The organism is Halomonas sp. H10-9-1 (assembly GCF_040147005.1).
Taxonomy (GTDB): Bacteria; Pseudomonadota; Gammaproteobacteria; order Pseudomonadales; family Halomonadaceae; genus Halomonas.
This window is the reverse complement of record NZ_JAMSHO010000001.1, coordinates 84,720-99,247: the sequence shown is the minus strand read 5'-3', so window position 1 is coordinate 99,247 and position 14,528 is coordinate 84,720. Positions and strand designations below refer to the sequence as shown.

Genomic DNA, 14,528 nt, shown 5'->3' with positions numbered 1-14,528 from the left:
TGGACTGCTCTCAGGCTAGTCCACAGCGCGGCGGGCCGCCCGACGCGACTCAGGAGGCGGCGTCCTCGCTCTTGTGCTCGGCACGCTTGCCTTCACCGTTCGGGTCGCTCGCCGCCAAGGCGTCGGCGCCCTCGGCCGCGCCGCCGCCCTGTGCCTCCACCAACGCCTCGAGGGCGGCGACCTGCTTCTCCAGGGCCTCGACCCGCGACCGAGTGCGCTGCAGCACGTCCATCAAGATATCGAAGTCCTCGCGGGAGACCAGTTCGAGACGGTCGAAGGCACCCTTCACCACCTGCTGGATACCCTTCTGTACCTCTTCGGGAGCCTGGGAGGCGCCCTGCAGGCGTTCACCGATCTGCTGGGCCAGCCGACCGATTCTATCGTGGGTCACCATGACGCTTCTCCTGATTGGGGATGACGAGCTACAGGATACGCGTGGCGCCCCGGAGACGCATGCCCTCTTGCAGGGCGCGCGGGGCATGCACAGGCACCATCACGGTGCATGGGGACCAGCATGCGGCCATGGGCGGAGCGCCCTCGGCCTGGGACGATTATTTAACATGATGATATAGAAGGATTTCTCTCTTCACTGGCACACCACACGCATTGTGCTGATCAGCTGCCCCATCGGGTCGCCTCCCATCGCCACGAGGAGACTGGACATGAAACTGATCACCGCCATCATCAAGCCCTTCAAGCTCGACGACGTCCGCGAGGCCCTCGCCGGCAACGGCGTCCAGGGCATTACCGTCACCGAGGTCAAGGGCTTCGGTCGCCAGAAGGGCCATACCGAGCTCTATCGCGGTGCCGAGTACGTCGTCGACTTCCTGCCCAAGGTCAAGATCGAGATCGCCGTGGACGATAGTCGCCTGGAGAGTGCACTCGACGCCATCTGCGCCGCCGCCGGCAGCGGCAAGATCGGAGACGGCAAGGTCTTCGTCACGGCCCTCGAGGACGTGATCCGTATCCGCACCGGCGAGCGCGGCGCCGATGCCGTCTGAGCGTCACGCCCCACCCGGAATCGCCTGTCGTTACCCTGCCTGGAGCAAGCCCCATGAGTGAACTGACCGAACTGAGCTATGCGCTCGATACCTTCTACTTCCTGATCTGCGGCGTGCTGGTGATGTGGATGGCCGCCGGCTTCGCCATGCTCGAGGCCGGCCTGGTGCGCGCCAAGAACACCGCCGAGATCCTCACCAAGAACATCGCCCTGTTCGCCATCGCCTGCACCCTGTACCTGCTGGTGGGCTACTCCATCATGTACTCGAGCCCGGGCGGCGGCATCCTGCCCAACCTGGGCGTGCTGCTGGGCGGCGAGAACGGCGTGGACGCCGTGCTGGCCGGCGGCGACGACGCGCCGTACTACTCCATGCGTGCCGACTACTTCTTCCAGGTGGTGTTCGTGGCCACCGCCATGTCCATCGTATCCGGGGCCGTGGCCGAGCGCATGAAGCTGTGGGCCTTCCTGGCCTTCGCCGTGGTGATGACCGGCCTGATCTACCCGGTCTCGGGTTATTGGACCTGGGGTGGTGGCTGGCTCTCCGCGGCCGGCTTCTCCGACTACGCCGGTTCCGGCATCGTGCACATGGCCGGTGCGGCTGCGGCGCTGGCCGGCGTGCTGGTGCTCGGCCCGCGCAAGGGCAAGTACGGCAGGGACGGCAGCATCTATGCCATCCCCGGCGCCAACCTGCCACTGGCCACCCTGGGCACCTTCATCCTGTGGATGGGCTGGTTCGGGTTCAATGGCGGTTCCGAGCTCAAGATCTCCGATATCGCCTCCGCCAACAACGTCGCCCAGGTGCTGACCAACACCAATGCCGCGGCGGCAGGCGGGGTGATCGCCGCCCTGATCGTTGCCAAGCTGTGGTTCCGCAAGGCCGATCTGACCATGACCCTCAACGGCGCCCTGGCCGGCCTGGTGGCGATCACCGCCGACCCGCTGTCCCCCTCCGCCCCGGGCGCCGCCCTGATCGGCGCCGTGGGCGGGGCCATCGTGGTAGCCGCCATCGTTGCCCTGGACAAGCTGAAGATCGATGACCCGGTGGGTGCCATCTCGGTACACGGTGTGGTCGGCATCTGGGGGCTGCTGGCGGTGCCGCTGACCAACGGCGACGCCACCTTCGGCGCCCAGCTGCTCGGCATCGTCGGCATCTTCGCCTGGGTCTTCCTGGCCAGCCTGATCGTCTGGGGCATCCTCAAGGCGGTGATGGGCATCCGTGTCAGCGAGGAGGAAGAGTACGAGGGGGTCGACCTGACCGAATGCGGCATGGAGGCCTACCCCGAGTTCAGCGTCGCCAAGAAATGAAGGCAACGCGTAACGAGTGAGCTGGCGTGCTCCACCTGGCCCCCGCAAGGGGGCCTTTTTTCTTCCCCGGCGGCGGGGTGTATCCTAGAGTCAATCCGCCTATCACCGGCGGCATGCCCGCCCCAGCACCGACGAGGAACTGACCATGAAACTGGTGACCGCCATCATCAAGCCCTTCAAGCTCGACGACGTGAGAGAATCCCTCTCGGAGATCGGCGTGCAGGGTATCACCGTGACCGAGGTGAAGGGCTTCGGCCGTCAGAAGGGACATACCGAGCTCTACCGTGGTGCCGAGTATGTGGTGGACTTCCTGCCCAAGGTGAAGCTCGAGGTCGCCGTGGACGACGAGATGGCGGTGAAGGTGATCGATGCCATCACCAGTGTCGCCAATACCGGCAAGATCGGCGATGGCAAGATCTTCGTCACGCCGCTGGAGCAGGTGATCCGCATCCGTACCGGCGAGACCGGCAAGGACGCGGTCTAACAGCCGTAAGCCGTAAGCCGTAAGCCGTAAGCCGTAAGCCGTAAGCCGTAAGCCGTAAGCCGTAAGCCGTAAGCCGTAAGCGCCGAGCTTGGCTCGTTAGCTGATCCAGACAAGGAAACCCCATCCGACGGAAGCCGGATGGGGTTTCTCTTATCGCTTAAAGCTTACGGCTTAGAGCTCCGGGCGCAGCCCGGTCACTTCTCGACGAACGCCCGCTCGATCACGTAGTCCCCGGGCTCGCCCATGCGCGGCGAGATCTTGAAGCCCAGCTCGTCGAGCAGTTCGCTGGTGCTCTCCAGCATGGCCGGGCTGCCGCAGATCATGGCGCGATCCTGCTTGGGGTCCAGGGCCGGCAGGCCGGTGTCCTCGGCGAGCTTGCCGCTGCGGATATGGTCGGTCAAGCGGCCCATGGTGTGAAACTCCTCGCGGGTCACCGTGGGGTAGTAGATCAGCTTCTCGGCGATCTCCTCGCCCAGGTATTCGTGGGCCGGCAGCTCCTGCTGGATGAAGTCGGCATAGGCCAGCTCGCTGACGTTGCGCACACCATGCACCAGCACCACCTTCTCGAAGCGCTCGTAGACCTCGGGGTCCTGGGTCAGGCTCATGAAGGGCGCGAGCCCGGTGCCGGTGGAGAGCAGATAGAGGTTGCGCCCCGGCAGCAGGTCGTCGGTGACCAAGGTGCCGGTGGGCTTGCGGCTGACCATGATCTGGTCGCCCACCTGGAGATGCTGCAGTCGCGACGTCAGGGGGCCATCGGGCACCTTGATGCTGAAGAACTCCAGGTGATCCTCGTAGTTGGGGCTGGCGATGGAGTAGGCGCGCATCAGCGGCTTGCCGTTCACCTCCAGGCCGATCATCACAAATTGGCCGTTCTTGAAGCGTAGGCTGCGCTCGCGGGTGGTACGGAAGCTGAACAGGGTGTCGTTCCAGTGGTGGACGCTGAGCACCTCTTCAAGGGCGAATTTGCTCATGTCGGCTCCTTTTGATATGTCAAAAAAGAATAAAGGCGATGTCAATATTTGATTTGAATTCTAAGGCAGGAGGCGTTATCTGTTAAATGGATTGTATGGATAACCTTTATTCATCGCATTGATATGCATCACTGGAGAGCACCATGCGCTTCACCCTGCGCCAGCTGGAGGTCTTTGTGGCAGTCGCCCAGCACGAGAGCGTATCGCGAGCCGCCCGATCACTGGCGCTCTCCCAGTCCGCCGCCAGCAGCGCCCTGGCCGAACTGGAGAAGCAGTTCAACTGCCAGTTGCTGGACCGCCACGGCAAGCGGCTGCGCCTCAACGCCCTGGGCTTCCAGCTGCTGCCCAAGGCGGTCGCGCTGCTCGACCGCGCCGAGGAGGTAGAGGAGCTGCTCCACGGCCAACAGGGCATCGGCGTGCTTGACGTGGGCGCCACGCTAACGATCGGCAACTACCTCGCCACCCTGCTGATCAGCGACTTCATGCAGCGCTACCCCGGCAGCCGGATACGCCTGGCGGTGCGCAATACCCGCGCCATCGTGGAGAGCGTCCGCCACCACCGTCTCGACCTGGGGCTGATCGAGGGGCAGTGCGAGGAAGAGGACGTGGTCACCCAGCCCTGGGTGGAGGACGAGCTGGTGGTGTTCTGCTCGCCTCGCCACCCCCTCGCCGGGGCCGGCGAGGTGGAACTCAACCGGCTGCTGCGCGAGGCGTGGATCATGCGCGAGGAGGGCTCCGGTACGCGCCTGACCCTGGAGCAGGCGGCGCGCCACCGCCGCGGGCGCTTCAACGTGTTGCTGGAGCTGGAACACACCGAGGGCATCAAGCGCGCGGTGGAGTCGGGACTGGGGATCGGCTGTGTCTCACGGCTCGCCCTGCGCGATGCCTTCCGCCGCGGTAGCCTGGTGCCCATCGCCACCCCGGAACTGGATCTGAGCCGCCAGTTCACCTTCATCTGGCACCGCCACAAGTACCTCGCCACCGGCATGCGCGAGTTCCTCAAGCTGTGTCGGCAGATGACCGAGGGCGTGACCCGCAGCGACCAGATCGACCTGCCGCCGGTGCCGTGAGACGAGGCCGTCTCCCGAACGGCACCGGGCCCACGCTGAAAAGAAAGCCAGCCTTGTCAGCGCATATCGCTGACCGCCTCCTGGATGCCTTCGAGGCTCGCCTTGGTGAGGTCCTTGGTCAGGGAGTGGATGACCAGCTTCGCGGTGGGAGCATCGAGCTTGTCGCGCAACTGGCCGAGAAAACGGGCCGGCGCCACCAGGATCAGCTTTTCCATGCGGTTGTCGGTACGCGCCCGATAGAGGTGATCGGCCACCTCCTTGGCGAACACCAGCTCCTCATGGGTCCGTGCCGTGCTCTCGCCACCGGAGGAACGCGAACTGTTCGACGTCGACTCATGCACGTCGGAGCCGCGATCCGTCACCAGGTCCCCCGCGTGCAGCCGACTGGCCGAGTGCAGCAGGCTATCCTGCTCGACCAGCGTGAGCGCGTCACGGGTGAAGATCCGCGCCCGCGCCGCATCCGCCACCACGATATAGGTTGTTATAGCCACTCCTCGATACCGGTGGAACAGCGACCGGCGACCGCCGACCGCTCCAGAGTCAACCATGGCAAGCGCCTTGACGCGGGTCAACCCGCTACCGACGGCAATCGGCGACAACTGCAGGGGAGCCTGACCTGGGGTAGCATTCCATCTGGCCGGCAGGGATGCCGGTGCGTCTCATCTCCATGCTGTACTCCCGGGAGGACCCCGATGCGTCAATTACTGTTTCCCCGCCGCCCGCTGTCACGCGGCACCCTGCTCGCCTGCCACCTGCTGCTGCAGCTTGGCCTCGCGGCCGGCGCGGCGCTATGGCTCGCCCCACGCACGCCGTGGCTGGCGGCCACCACCTGGCAGGATGCCTGGCCCGACCTGGCGCTGGGCGGCGGCCTCTGGCTGCTGGCCGCCATGCTGCTGCGCCTGATGACCGAGCTTGCGCTGCTGCCTCACCATCTGGTCGGTCAGCTGGGCGCCGGACCGGTGATCACCCGCTCCTGGGAGCGCCGTCCCGCGGTGCATGACCCCCAGGCCGCCTGGACCAGCGAGGCTCGTCCCCTCTCCACCGAGGGTGAGGCGGTAGGCAGCGCCCGGGTGACCCGAGCCGCCGAGTCGTTGCGCTCCCGCCGCAACCGCGAACCCTCCCTGGACCTCAACGGTGTCTCCCACGGCGAACCGACGACCGGGGAGCCGCGTCTCTAGGACGCGCGCCTCAGCCCCGACTCGCGATCCGCAGCAGCCGGCGCAAGCCGACCAGCAGCAGCACGGCAGCCCCCGCACCGAGAGCATTGGCCAGGATATCGGCCCAGTCGCCGCCGCTACGCCCCGGCACCGGGATCTGGGCGAACTCGAGGGCGCCGCCGTAACCGGCGGCGAGCAGCAGCGCGAACGGCAAGCGGACGCCGGCCAAGCCGATCAGCCCGGCGAGACCGGCGTAGCCCACGAAGTGGTTGAGCTTGTCCCAGGGCAGGTGACTGGGCATCTCCTGTCCTGGGGTCAGGCTGCCCAGGGCAATGACCAGTGCCGCCACAACGGCCAGCGCCGCCCACAGGCGGCGCCGGTCGTGCAGGCGTTGCAGCCTGCCGAGCCCGAGCCATTCAGCCATGCATGATATTGCGGTGGTAGGCCGGACTCAGGTCGTGCAGTGCCTCCATGAAGGCGACGACGTTATCGGGGTTGGTGAACTGGCTGATGCCGTGGCCGAGGTTGAAGACGTGACCCGGGCCCTCACCATAGCTCTCCAGGATGCGCGCCACCTCGGCACGAATCGCCGCCGGGCGGGCGAACAGCACGTTGGGGTCGAGGTTACCCTGCAGGGCAACCTTGTGGCCCACCCGGCCGCGGGCATCGGAGAGTTCGGTGCTCCAGTCCAGGCCCACGGCGTCGGAGCCCGCCAGGGCGATGTCCTCGAGCCACTGCCCGCCGTTCTTGGTGAACAGGATCACCGGCACGCGGCGGCCCTCATGCTCGCGAATCAGGCCGGCCACGATCTGCTCCATGTAACGCAGCGAGAACTCCAGGTAGGCCGGCGTGGAGAGCGCCCCGCCCCAAGTATCGAAGATCTGCACCGCCTGGGCACCGGCACGGATCTGAGCGTTGAGGTAGTCGGTGGCTGCCGTGGCCAGGGTGTCGAGCAGATCATGCATCACGCTGGGCGTGTCGTAGAGCATGGTCTTGACGTGGCGGAAGTCCTTGCTGGAGCCGCCCTCCACCATGTAGGTTGCCAGCGTCCAGGGGCTGCCGGAGAAGCCGATCAGCGGCACGCGCCCGTTGAGCTCGCGGCGAATGGTGGAGACCGCCCGCATCACGTAGTCGAGGTCGCGCTCGGCATCGGGAGCACGCAGCGCCGCAACATCCTCGGCCGTGCGCACCGGCTTGCGGAACTTGGGACCCTCGCCGGTCTCGAAGTAGAGCCCCAGGCCCATGGCATCGGGAATGGTGAGGATATCCGAGAACAGGATCGCCGCATCCAGCGGATAGCGCTCCAGGGGCTGCAGGGTGACCTCACAGGCCAGATCCTGGTTGCGGCACAGGTCCATGAAGTTGCCGGCCTCGGCGCGGGTAGCACGATATTCCGGCAGGTAGCGGCCGGCCTGGCGCATCATCCACACCGGGGTGCGGTCTACCGGCTGACGCGCCAGGGCGCGCAGAAAGCGATCGTTCTTGAGTTCCATGCAGGCGGTCATCCACGCGAAATGTGCCTGCATTGTACCCGATGCTTGCGCCCCGGTCGTGAGCCTCGCCGGCCTTCCTGATAGAATATCGCCCACCCTGCGGCGCCGCCCGCGGCCTGATACCGAGGTAACCCGTGACGATTCGCTTTATCGCCGCCTCCCGTCTGCCCACCCCCTGGGCCACCTTCACCATGCACGGCTTCGAGGACGAGGCCACCGGCAAGGACCATATCGCCCTGACCCTGGGCGACGTGGCCGATGGCCAGCCGGTGCTGGGTCGGGTGCACTCAGAGTGTCTGACCGGCGATGCGCTCTTCTCGATGCGCTGCGACTGCGGCTACCAGCTGCAGGAGGCACTCAAGCGCATCGCCGAGGAGGGCCGCGGGGTGCTGTTCTATCTGCGCCAGGAGGGACGCGGCATCGGGCTGCTCAACAAGATTCGCGCCTACCACCTCCAGGACCAGGGCGCCGACACCGTGGAGGCCAACGAGCGACTGGGATTTGCCGCCGACCTGCGCCGCTATGACCTCTGCGTGCCGATGCTCGAGCATCTGGGCATCGCCGCCCTGCGCCTGATGACCAACAACCCGCGCAAGGTAGACGCCCTGAGCCGTGCCGGCATCAACGTCGCGGAGCGGGTGCCGCTGACCACCGGCCTCAATCCCCACAACGAGCACTACCTCTCCACCAAGGCCGGCAAGCTGGGGCATATGATGGTGCTGGGCGACTTTACCCCGGTCGAGGAGACGCCCACCGAACGCAAGCCCTGAGCCGCCGAGCTCAACCCGGCTCGGCGCCGCTGCGCTCCCGCGCAGCCGCCCGCGCCAACGCCGGCCTAGCCGCGACGCGCTCACGATAGGCGGTCAGCGCCGGCGACAGGCGCATCTTGAACTGCACGGCCCAGGTCAGGGTATGGGTCAGCAGCAGGTCCCCCAGGGTGAAGCGATCCCCCACCAGCCAGCTCTCGCCGTCGAAACGCCGCTCCAGGGCCGCCAACGCCCGCTGAAACTCCCAGGCGGCGGTCGGCAGCACCGCCGGGATGCGCTGCTCGCCCGGCAGGGCGAACTTGTGCTTGGCCTGGGTCCAGAGCGGCTGCTCCAGTTCGCCGATGATGAAGAAGAGCCACTGATCGACCTGGGCCCGCTCCTCGATGGTGGCCGGCAGCAGGCCGCCCGGCTCGCCGTAGCGCTCCGCGAGGTAGCGACAGATCGCCCCCGACTCGAAGAGCGAAAGCTCACCATCCTCCAGCACCGGCACCTTGCCGTCGGGATGACGCGCCAGGAAGGCCTCCGACTGGCCTTCCCCGCGGCCCAGGTCGACGTGGCGGTACGCATACGAAAGGCCCAGCTCCTCCAGGGTCCAGGTCGCTCGCAGCGAGCGGGAGTTGGGGAAACCGTAGAGGGTAATCATTGGACGACTCCTTGCGATGTCTCGGTCTCCCCACGCTAGCGCATCCCCGGGAATGTGGCGAGCCGGGCGCCCCGGCCATCGGAGCGCATCGCCCGGCACGCAAAAAGCCCCCGAGATGAACGGCACCCCGAAAGTTGGACGCCCAATCAACCTTCGGGGGCTTTTTGGTGAGCGGCGCTGGGTCAACCGGGCCACCATAAGCGCATGGGGAGGAAGCGGCGGGGATCAGGCCACGGCGCGCGCCTTGCGGATACGCTCGTAGGCGTTGCCGATCTCGCTGGTGCGTTCGCGGGCGACCTCGCGCATGCTCTCGGGCAGCCCCTTGGCGGCCAGCTTGTCGGGGTGGTTCTGGCTCATCAGGCGGCGATAGGCCTTCTTGACCTCGGCGTCACTGGCATCCTCCTCGACCCCCAGCACCCGGTAGGCATCGGCCAGGGTCGGGCCGCTGGCCGCACCACCCCCGGCCTGCTGGCCGGCGCCATGCAGCATCGCCTCGACCTGGGCGATCTCCGCCTCGGAGCAGCCCAGGCCGCGTACCACCCGCATCAGCATCTCGCGCTCGGCGGGATGCAGCCGACCATCGGCGGCGATCGCCGCCAGCTGTACCTGCAGGAACACCTGGCGCAAGGCGGGCTGGCTGCCCAGCAGGCTGCGCACCTTCGCCAGTTCGGCGTCGAGGTCGAAGTCGGCCGCCTTGCCGCGGTTGAAGTCGGCCCGGGCCCGGGCGCGCTGGGCCTCGTTGAGGCGCAGGCGCTCCCAGAGCTGCCGTGAGGCGTCCAGCTCCTCCTCGCTGACCCGGCCATCGGCCTTGCACAGGCAGCCCATGACCGCGAAGGTCGATTCGAGGAACTGCGCCTGGGACACCGCCAGCTTGCCCAGCATGCTGCGGCGCAGGCGGGCGACGAGCCAGTAGCCAAGCCCGCCACCGATAAGCGCACCCACCGGGCCGCCGATCATGAAGCCCAGACCGGCCCCCATCAGGACAACGATCCACATCAGCGTGCCTCCTCTATCGCGGCATCGTCGGCGGCCGCCAGGCGACGGCGGATAGCGGCCTCGATGCCCCCCGCGTCCAGGCCGCACTCGGCGAGCAGCTCGGCGGGCTTGCCGTGCTCGACGAAGGCGTCCGGCAGCCCCAGATTGAGCACCGCCACCCGCACGCCTTCGGCGGCCAGCAACTCGTTGACCGCGCTGCCGGCACCGCCGGCCAGCACGTTCTCTTCCAGGGTCACCAGCAGGTCGTGGTCGGCGGCTGCGGCCAGCACCGCCTCGCGATCCAGGGGCTTCACCGAACGCATGTTGAGATGGCTGGCATCGAGCGCCTCGGCCACCTCGGCGGCCGGCGTGTTGAGGCTGCCGAAGGCCAGCAGGGCAACACGACGCCCCGCCTCGGCGCCACTCGCGCGGCGCAGCTGCGCCTGCCCGATGGGAGCCGGCTCGAGATGGGCGGGAATCTCGGCACCAGGCCCGGTGCCCCGCGGATAGCGCACCGCGGCGGGGCCGGGGTGGTGGTAGGCGGCACTCAGCATGGCGCGACACTCGGCCTCGTCGGCCGGCGCCAGCACCACCAGGCCAGGCACGCAGCGCAGGTAGGAGAGATCGAGGTTGCCGTGGTGGGTGGGACCATCCTCGCCCACCAGGCCGGCGCGATCGATGGCGAAGGTGACATCCAGGTCCTGCACCGCCACGTCGTGGATCAACTGGTCGTAGCCGCGCTGCAGAAAAGTGGAGTAGATCGCCACCACCGGCTTCATGGCCTCGCAAGCCATGCCCGCGGCCAGGGTCACCGCATGCTGCTCGGCGATGGCCACATCGAAGTAGCGCTCGGGATAGGTCTGCGAGAAGCGCACCAGGTCGGAGCCTTCGCGCATGGCCGGGGTGATGCCGACCAACCGCTCATCGGCGGCGGCCATGTCGCACAGCCAGTCGCCGAAGACGTTGCAGTACTTCCTGCCCTTGCGGGCCGGCGCCGCCGGCTTGAGCGGCGGCGGGGCGCCGTTCTTCTCCAGCTTGGTGATGGCATGGTAGCCGATGGGATCGGCCTCGGCGGGCAGGAAGCCCTTGCCCTTGCGGGTCTTGACGTGAAGGAACTGGGGCCCTTCCAGGTCACGCATGTTGCGCAGGGTCTGCACCAACAGCGGCAGGTCGTGGCCGTCGATGGGCCCGATGTAGTTGAAGCCCAGCTCCTCGAAGAGCGTGGCGGGGCTGATCATGCCCTTCATGTGCTCCTCGGTGCGCCGCGCCAGCTCCAGGGCCCCGGGCAGGTGGGAGAGCACCTTCTTGCCGCCCTCGCGCATGCTGGTATAGGGCTTGCTGGTGAGGATGCGCGCCAGGTAGCTGGCCATGCCGCCGACATTCTCGGAGATCGACATCTCGTTGTCGTTGAGCACCACCAGCAGGTTGGCGTCGACGTGACCGGCATGGGCCAGGGCCTCGAAGGCCATCCCGGCGGTCAGGGCGCCATCGCCGATCACCGCGCAGACGCGACGCTTCTCGCCCCGGGTGCGGGCGGCCAACGCCATGCCCAGCGCCGCCGAGATCGAGGTGCTGGAGTGGCCCACACCGAAGGTGTCATACGCCGACTCGGCACGCCGTGGAAAGGCCGCCAGCCCGCCATGGTGGCGGATATTGGGCATCGCCTCGCGGCGCCCGGTGAGGATCTTGTGGGGGTAGGCCTGGTGACCGACATCCCACACCAGGCGATCATGGGGGGTCTCCAGTGCCTGGTGCAGGGCTACGGTGAGCTCCACAACGCCGAGGCCGGCGCCGAAGTGCCCCCCGGAGACCCCCACGCTGTAGAGCAGATAGGCACGCAACTCGTCGGCCACCTGCGCCAGCTGCGCGGTGGACATGGCGCGCAGTGCCGCCGGGGTATCCAGGGTGTCGAGCAGCGGCGTGGCCGGACGCTCGACGGGAATGTCATCGAACAGCTTCATGTGGGCATCTGTCGTGTCAGTGGTCACGCTCGATCATGTATCGGGCCAGCGCCGCCAGCGGCCGGGCGGGTTCGCCAAGCGGCGCCAGGGCGGCGACGGCCTCCTCGACCAGCCCCGCCGCCCGGCGGCGAGCGCCTGCGAGGCCCAGCAGGGTCGGATAAGTGGGCTTGTCGCGGGCGGCGTCGGCCCCCGAGGCCTTGCCCAGGGTGGCGGTATCACCGATCACATCGAGCACATCGTCGTGGATCTGGAAGGCCAGGCCGATGGCCCGGGCATAGGCATCCAGGGCGGCCAGGCTGGCATCGTCCTCGCTCACCGCCGCCAGCCCGCCCAGGCGCACCGCGGCACGGATCAGCGCCCCGGTCTTGTGAGCATGCATGGTGGCCAGGGCATCCACATCGGGATGGCCGCCCACGGCGTCGAGATCCAGCACCTGGCCGGCCACCATGCCGTCACGCCCCGCCGCCTCGGCGAGGCTGGCGATCATCGCCGCCAGACGGGGGTGCCGGGTACGGGCGATCACCTCGAAGGCCAGCGACTGCAGCGCATCGCCGGCGAGGATCGCCGTGGCCTCGTCATAGGCGCGGTGCACGGTGGGCTGCCCGCGGCGCAGGTCGTCATCGTCCATGGCCGGCAGGTCATCGTGGACCAGCGAGTAGGCGTGGATCAGCTCGATGGCCATGGCCGGGGCGTCGAGGGTAGCGTCCTCGGCCCCCAGCGCGCGGCCGGCGGCATACACCAGCAGCGGACGCAACCGCTTGCCGCCCACCAGCACGCCGTGACGCATGGCGGCCTCGAGTCGCGGGGCCGGAGCGGTGCGCTCGACAAACAGTGCCTCCAGGCGGGTATCCACCCGCGCGCGATCGGCGGCCAGCAGGGTGATCAGGGTGTCAGCGTTCACCGTTGTCCTCCGACGGTGGCACGAAGGGCTCGAGCTCGATGCCACCCTGCGGGCCTTCGGTCAGGGTGCGCACCTTGATCTCCGCCTCGTCGAGGCGACGCTGGGCATCACGGGTCAGTCGCACCCCCTCCTCGAAGGCGGCAAGCGACGCCTCCAGCGACAGCTCGCCGGACTCCAGCTGTGCCACCAGGCCCTCGAGCCGCTCGACGGTGGCGGCGAAGTCACCGGACACGGTGTCGTCGGCCTGCGGCTCACGGGACCGCTCGTTGCGCTCTGCCATGCTGCTCCTTTAAAAAACCGCCCCGATAGTCAGAAAGAGATCATTCAAGGGGCCACAGTATACACGCTCCCTCCGGGGGGTCGTCTGCCCCGCCGCCGCCGACCAACACGATGTGGTGCCATGAACTTGCATCTGGCTCATATGAGCAGCGCAGCATTTTTATCCAGGCTCATTTATCGGCTGTGTTAAGATAACCGCCTCACCAGTTTCTGACACAGCATGCGGCTCGCGCCGGAAGGGGTTGATTCGACCATGGCAAAGACGTCCCTGGACAAGAGCAAGATCAAGATCCTGCTGCTCGAGGGCATCCACCAGACCGCGGTGGACAATCTTCGCAACGCCGGGTACTCGAACATCGAGCACCTGTCCACCTCGCTGGATGAAGCCGCGCTGATCGAGAATATCCGTGACGCGCACTTCATCGGCATCCGCTCGCGCACCCAGCTCAACGAGCGGGTGTTCGCCGCCGCCGAGAAGCTGGTGGCCGTGGGCTGTTTCTGTATCGGCACCAACCAGGTCGACCTCGACGCCGCCCTGGCGCGCGGCATTCCGGTGTTCAACGCGCCCTACTCCAATACCCGCTCGGTGGCCGAGCTGGTGCTGGCCGAGGCGATCATGCTGCTGCGCGGCATCCCCGAGAAGAACGCCCGCGCCCATCAGGGCGGCTGGATGAAGAGCGCCAAGAACTCCCACGAAGCCCGCGGCAAGACCCTGGGGATCATCGGCTACGGCAGCATCGGCTCGCAGCTCTCGGTACTCGCCGAGTCACTGGGCTTCGACGTCATCTACTACGACGTGATCGCCAAGCTAGGCATGGGCAACGCCCGCCAGGTCGGCGGCCTCGACGAGCTGCTGGGCAAGGCCGATGTGGTCACCCTCCATGTCCCCGACCTGCCGTCGACGCGCTGGATGATCGGCGCCGAGCAGATCGCACGCATGAAGCCGGGATCCATCCTGATCAACGCCTCCCGCGGCAGCGTGGTGGTGATCGAGGCACTGGCCGAAGCGATCCGCGAGGGGCGCCTCAACGGTGCCGCAGTGGACGTCTTCCCGGTGGAGCCCAAGGGCAACGACGAGGAGTTCGAGAGCCCCCTGCGCGGCCTCGACAACGTCATCCTGACCCCGCACATCGGCGGCTCCACCCTGGAGGCCCAGGAGAACATCGGCATCGAAGTCTCCGAGAAGCTGGCGACCTACTCCGACAACGGCACCACCGTCACCTCGGTCAACTTCCCCGAGGTGGCCCTGCCGGCCCACCCCGGCAAGCACCGCCTGCTGCACATCCACGACAACGTGCCTGGCGTGCTCTCCGAGATCAACCGGGTGCTCTCCGAAAACGGCATCAACATCGCCGGCCAGTACCTGCAGACCAACGACAAGGTCGGCTACGTGGTGATCGACGTCGACAAGGCCTACGGCCCCCAGGCGCTGGACGCCCTGCGCCAGGTAGAGCACACCCTCAAGGTACGGGTGCTCTACTCCGAGGGTGGCCAGGACATCTGATTCCGCCTGTCCTCGCCG

The 14,528-nt window shown here is 67.3% G+C and carries 17 protein-coding genes; 7 read left to right on the top strand and 10 right to left on the bottom strand.

Features of this window, described 5'->3' with window-relative positions; translation table 11 throughout:
* Positions 1-49 precede the first annotated feature (49 nt).
* Positions 50-394: an accessory factor UbiK family protein gene (locus NFH66_RS00485; RefSeq protein ID WP_349607472.1), complete on the bottom strand. Its 345-nt coding sequence runs from the start codon at positions 392-394 to the stop codon at positions 50-52.
* Positions 395-662: 268 nt separating this feature from the next.
* Here NFH66_RS00485 and NFH66_RS00480 point away from each other — a divergent pair, with 268 nt between their 5' ends.
* From NFH66_RS00480 to NFH66_RS00470, 3 genes are all read left to right on the top strand, one after another.
* Positions 663-1,001 carry a P-II family nitrogen regulator gene (locus NFH66_RS00480; RefSeq protein WP_349607470.1) on the top strand — a complete coding sequence of 113 codons (339 nt, stop codon included), beginning with the start codon at positions 663-665 and terminating at the stop codon, positions 999-1,001.
* A gap of 53 nt (positions 1,002-1,054) precedes the next feature.
* Positions 1,055-2,305, top strand: a complete 1,251-nt coding sequence (locus NFH66_RS00475) for an ammonium transporter AmtB (protein WP_349607468.1) — start codon at positions 1,055-1,057, stop codon at positions 2,303-2,305.
* A 145-nt stretch (positions 2,306-2,450) separates the two neighbouring features.
* The gene (locus NFH66_RS00470) at positions 2,451-2,789 is read left to right on the top strand and encodes a P-II family nitrogen regulator (protein ID WP_349607466.1); all 339 of its coding nucleotides are present in this window, start codon (positions 2,451-2,453) and stop codon (positions 2,787-2,789) included.
* Positions 2,790-2,983: 194 nt separating this feature from the next.
* Here NFH66_RS00470 and NFH66_RS00465 read toward each other — a convergent pair whose 3' ends face one another.
* On the bottom strand, positions 2,984-3,760 hold the full coding sequence (locus NFH66_RS00465; RefSeq protein WP_349607464.1) for a ferredoxin--NADP reductase: 777 nt from the start codon (positions 3,758-3,760) through the stop codon (positions 2,984-2,986).
* Positions 3,761-3,903: 143 nt separating this feature from the next.
* Between NFH66_RS00465 and NFH66_RS00460 the strand changes: the two genes are divergently transcribed.
* Positions 3,904-4,830 carry a LysR family transcriptional regulator gene (locus NFH66_RS00460; RefSeq protein ID WP_349607462.1) on the top strand — a complete coding sequence of 309 codons (927 nt, stop codon included), beginning with the start codon at positions 3,904-3,906 and terminating at the stop codon, positions 4,828-4,830.
* A gap of 56 nt (positions 4,831-4,886) precedes the next feature.
* Here NFH66_RS00460 and NFH66_RS00455 read toward each other — a convergent pair whose 3' ends face one another.
* A complete protein-coding gene (locus NFH66_RS00455; protein ID WP_349611614.1) occupies positions 4,887-5,315 on the bottom strand; it encodes a host attachment protein in 429 nt (142 codons plus the stop codon).
* Positions 5,316-5,522: 207 nt separating this feature from the next.
* Here NFH66_RS00455 and NFH66_RS00450 point away from each other — a divergent pair, with 207 nt between their 5' ends.
* Positions 5,523-6,008 carry a hypothetical protein gene (locus NFH66_RS00450; protein WP_349607460.1) on the top strand — a complete coding sequence of 162 codons (486 nt, stop codon included), beginning with the start codon at positions 5,523-5,525 and terminating at the stop codon, positions 6,006-6,008.
* A gap of 10 nt (positions 6,009-6,018) precedes the next feature.
* Here NFH66_RS00450 and NFH66_RS00445 read toward each other — a convergent pair whose 3' ends face one another.
* Positions 6,019-6,411 carry a VanZ family protein gene (locus NFH66_RS00445; protein WP_349607458.1) on the bottom strand — a complete coding sequence of 131 codons (393 nt, stop codon included), beginning with the start codon at positions 6,409-6,411 and terminating at the stop codon, positions 6,019-6,021.
* Positions 6,404-7,480: a uroporphyrinogen decarboxylase gene (hemE, locus tag NFH66_RS00440; protein WP_349607456.1), complete on the bottom strand. Its 1,077-nt coding sequence runs from the start codon at positions 7,478-7,480 to the stop codon at positions 6,404-6,406. The genes NFH66_RS00445 and hemE overlap by 8 nt, the downstream gene beginning before the upstream one ends.
* Positions 7,481-7,614: 134 nt before the next feature.
* On the opposite strand from hemE, the gene ribA reads away from it, so the two are divergent.
* Complete coding sequence (gene ribA, locus NFH66_RS00435) at positions 7,615-8,250, top strand: GTP cyclohydrolase II (RefSeq protein WP_349607454.1); 636 nt, start codon at positions 7,615-7,617, stop codon at positions 8,248-8,250.
* A gap of 10 nt (positions 8,251-8,260) precedes the next feature.
* Here the strand turns inward: ribA and NFH66_RS00430 are convergent, their stop codons facing one another.
* The 5 genes from NFH66_RS00430 to xseB form a co-directional block, all read right to left on the bottom strand.
* The gene (locus NFH66_RS00430) at positions 8,261-8,890 is read right to left on the bottom strand and encodes a glutathione S-transferase family protein (RefSeq protein WP_349607452.1); all 630 of its coding nucleotides are present in this window, start codon (positions 8,888-8,890) and stop codon (positions 8,261-8,263) included.
* Between the two features lie 225 nt (positions 8,891-9,115).
* Positions 9,116-9,886 carry a co-chaperone DjlA gene (gene djlA / locus NFH66_RS00425; protein WP_349607450.1) on the bottom strand — a complete coding sequence of 257 codons (771 nt, stop codon included), beginning with the start codon at positions 9,884-9,886 and terminating at the stop codon, positions 9,116-9,118.
* Positions 9,886-11,826 (bottom strand): 1-deoxy-D-xylulose-5-phosphate synthase, encoded by a 1,941-nt coding sequence (gene dxs / locus NFH66_RS00420; protein WP_349607448.1) that lies wholly within the window; start codon positions 11,824-11,826, stop codon positions 9,886-9,888. The genes djlA and dxs overlap by 1 nt, the downstream gene beginning before the upstream one ends.
* A gap of 16 nt (positions 11,827-11,842) precedes the next feature.
* Positions 11,843-12,727, bottom strand: a complete 885-nt coding sequence (gene ispA / locus NFH66_RS00415; RefSeq protein ID WP_349607446.1) for a (2E,6E)-farnesyl diphosphate synthase — start codon at positions 12,725-12,727, stop codon at positions 11,843-11,845.
* Positions 12,717-13,007, bottom strand: a complete 291-nt coding sequence (gene xseB, locus NFH66_RS00410) for an exodeoxyribonuclease VII small subunit (RefSeq protein WP_349607444.1) — start codon at positions 13,005-13,007, stop codon at positions 12,717-12,719. Before xseB ends, ispA begins: the two co-directional genes overlap by 11 nt.
* Before the next feature lie 252 nt (positions 13,008-13,259).
* On the opposite strand from xseB, the gene serA reads away from it, so the two are divergent.
* The gene (gene serA / locus NFH66_RS00405) at positions 13,260-14,510 is read left to right on the top strand and encodes a phosphoglycerate dehydrogenase (protein WP_349607442.1); all 1,251 of its coding nucleotides are present in this window, start codon (positions 13,260-13,262) and stop codon (positions 14,508-14,510) included.
* The last annotated feature ends 18 nt before the right edge of the window (positions 14,511-14,528 follow it).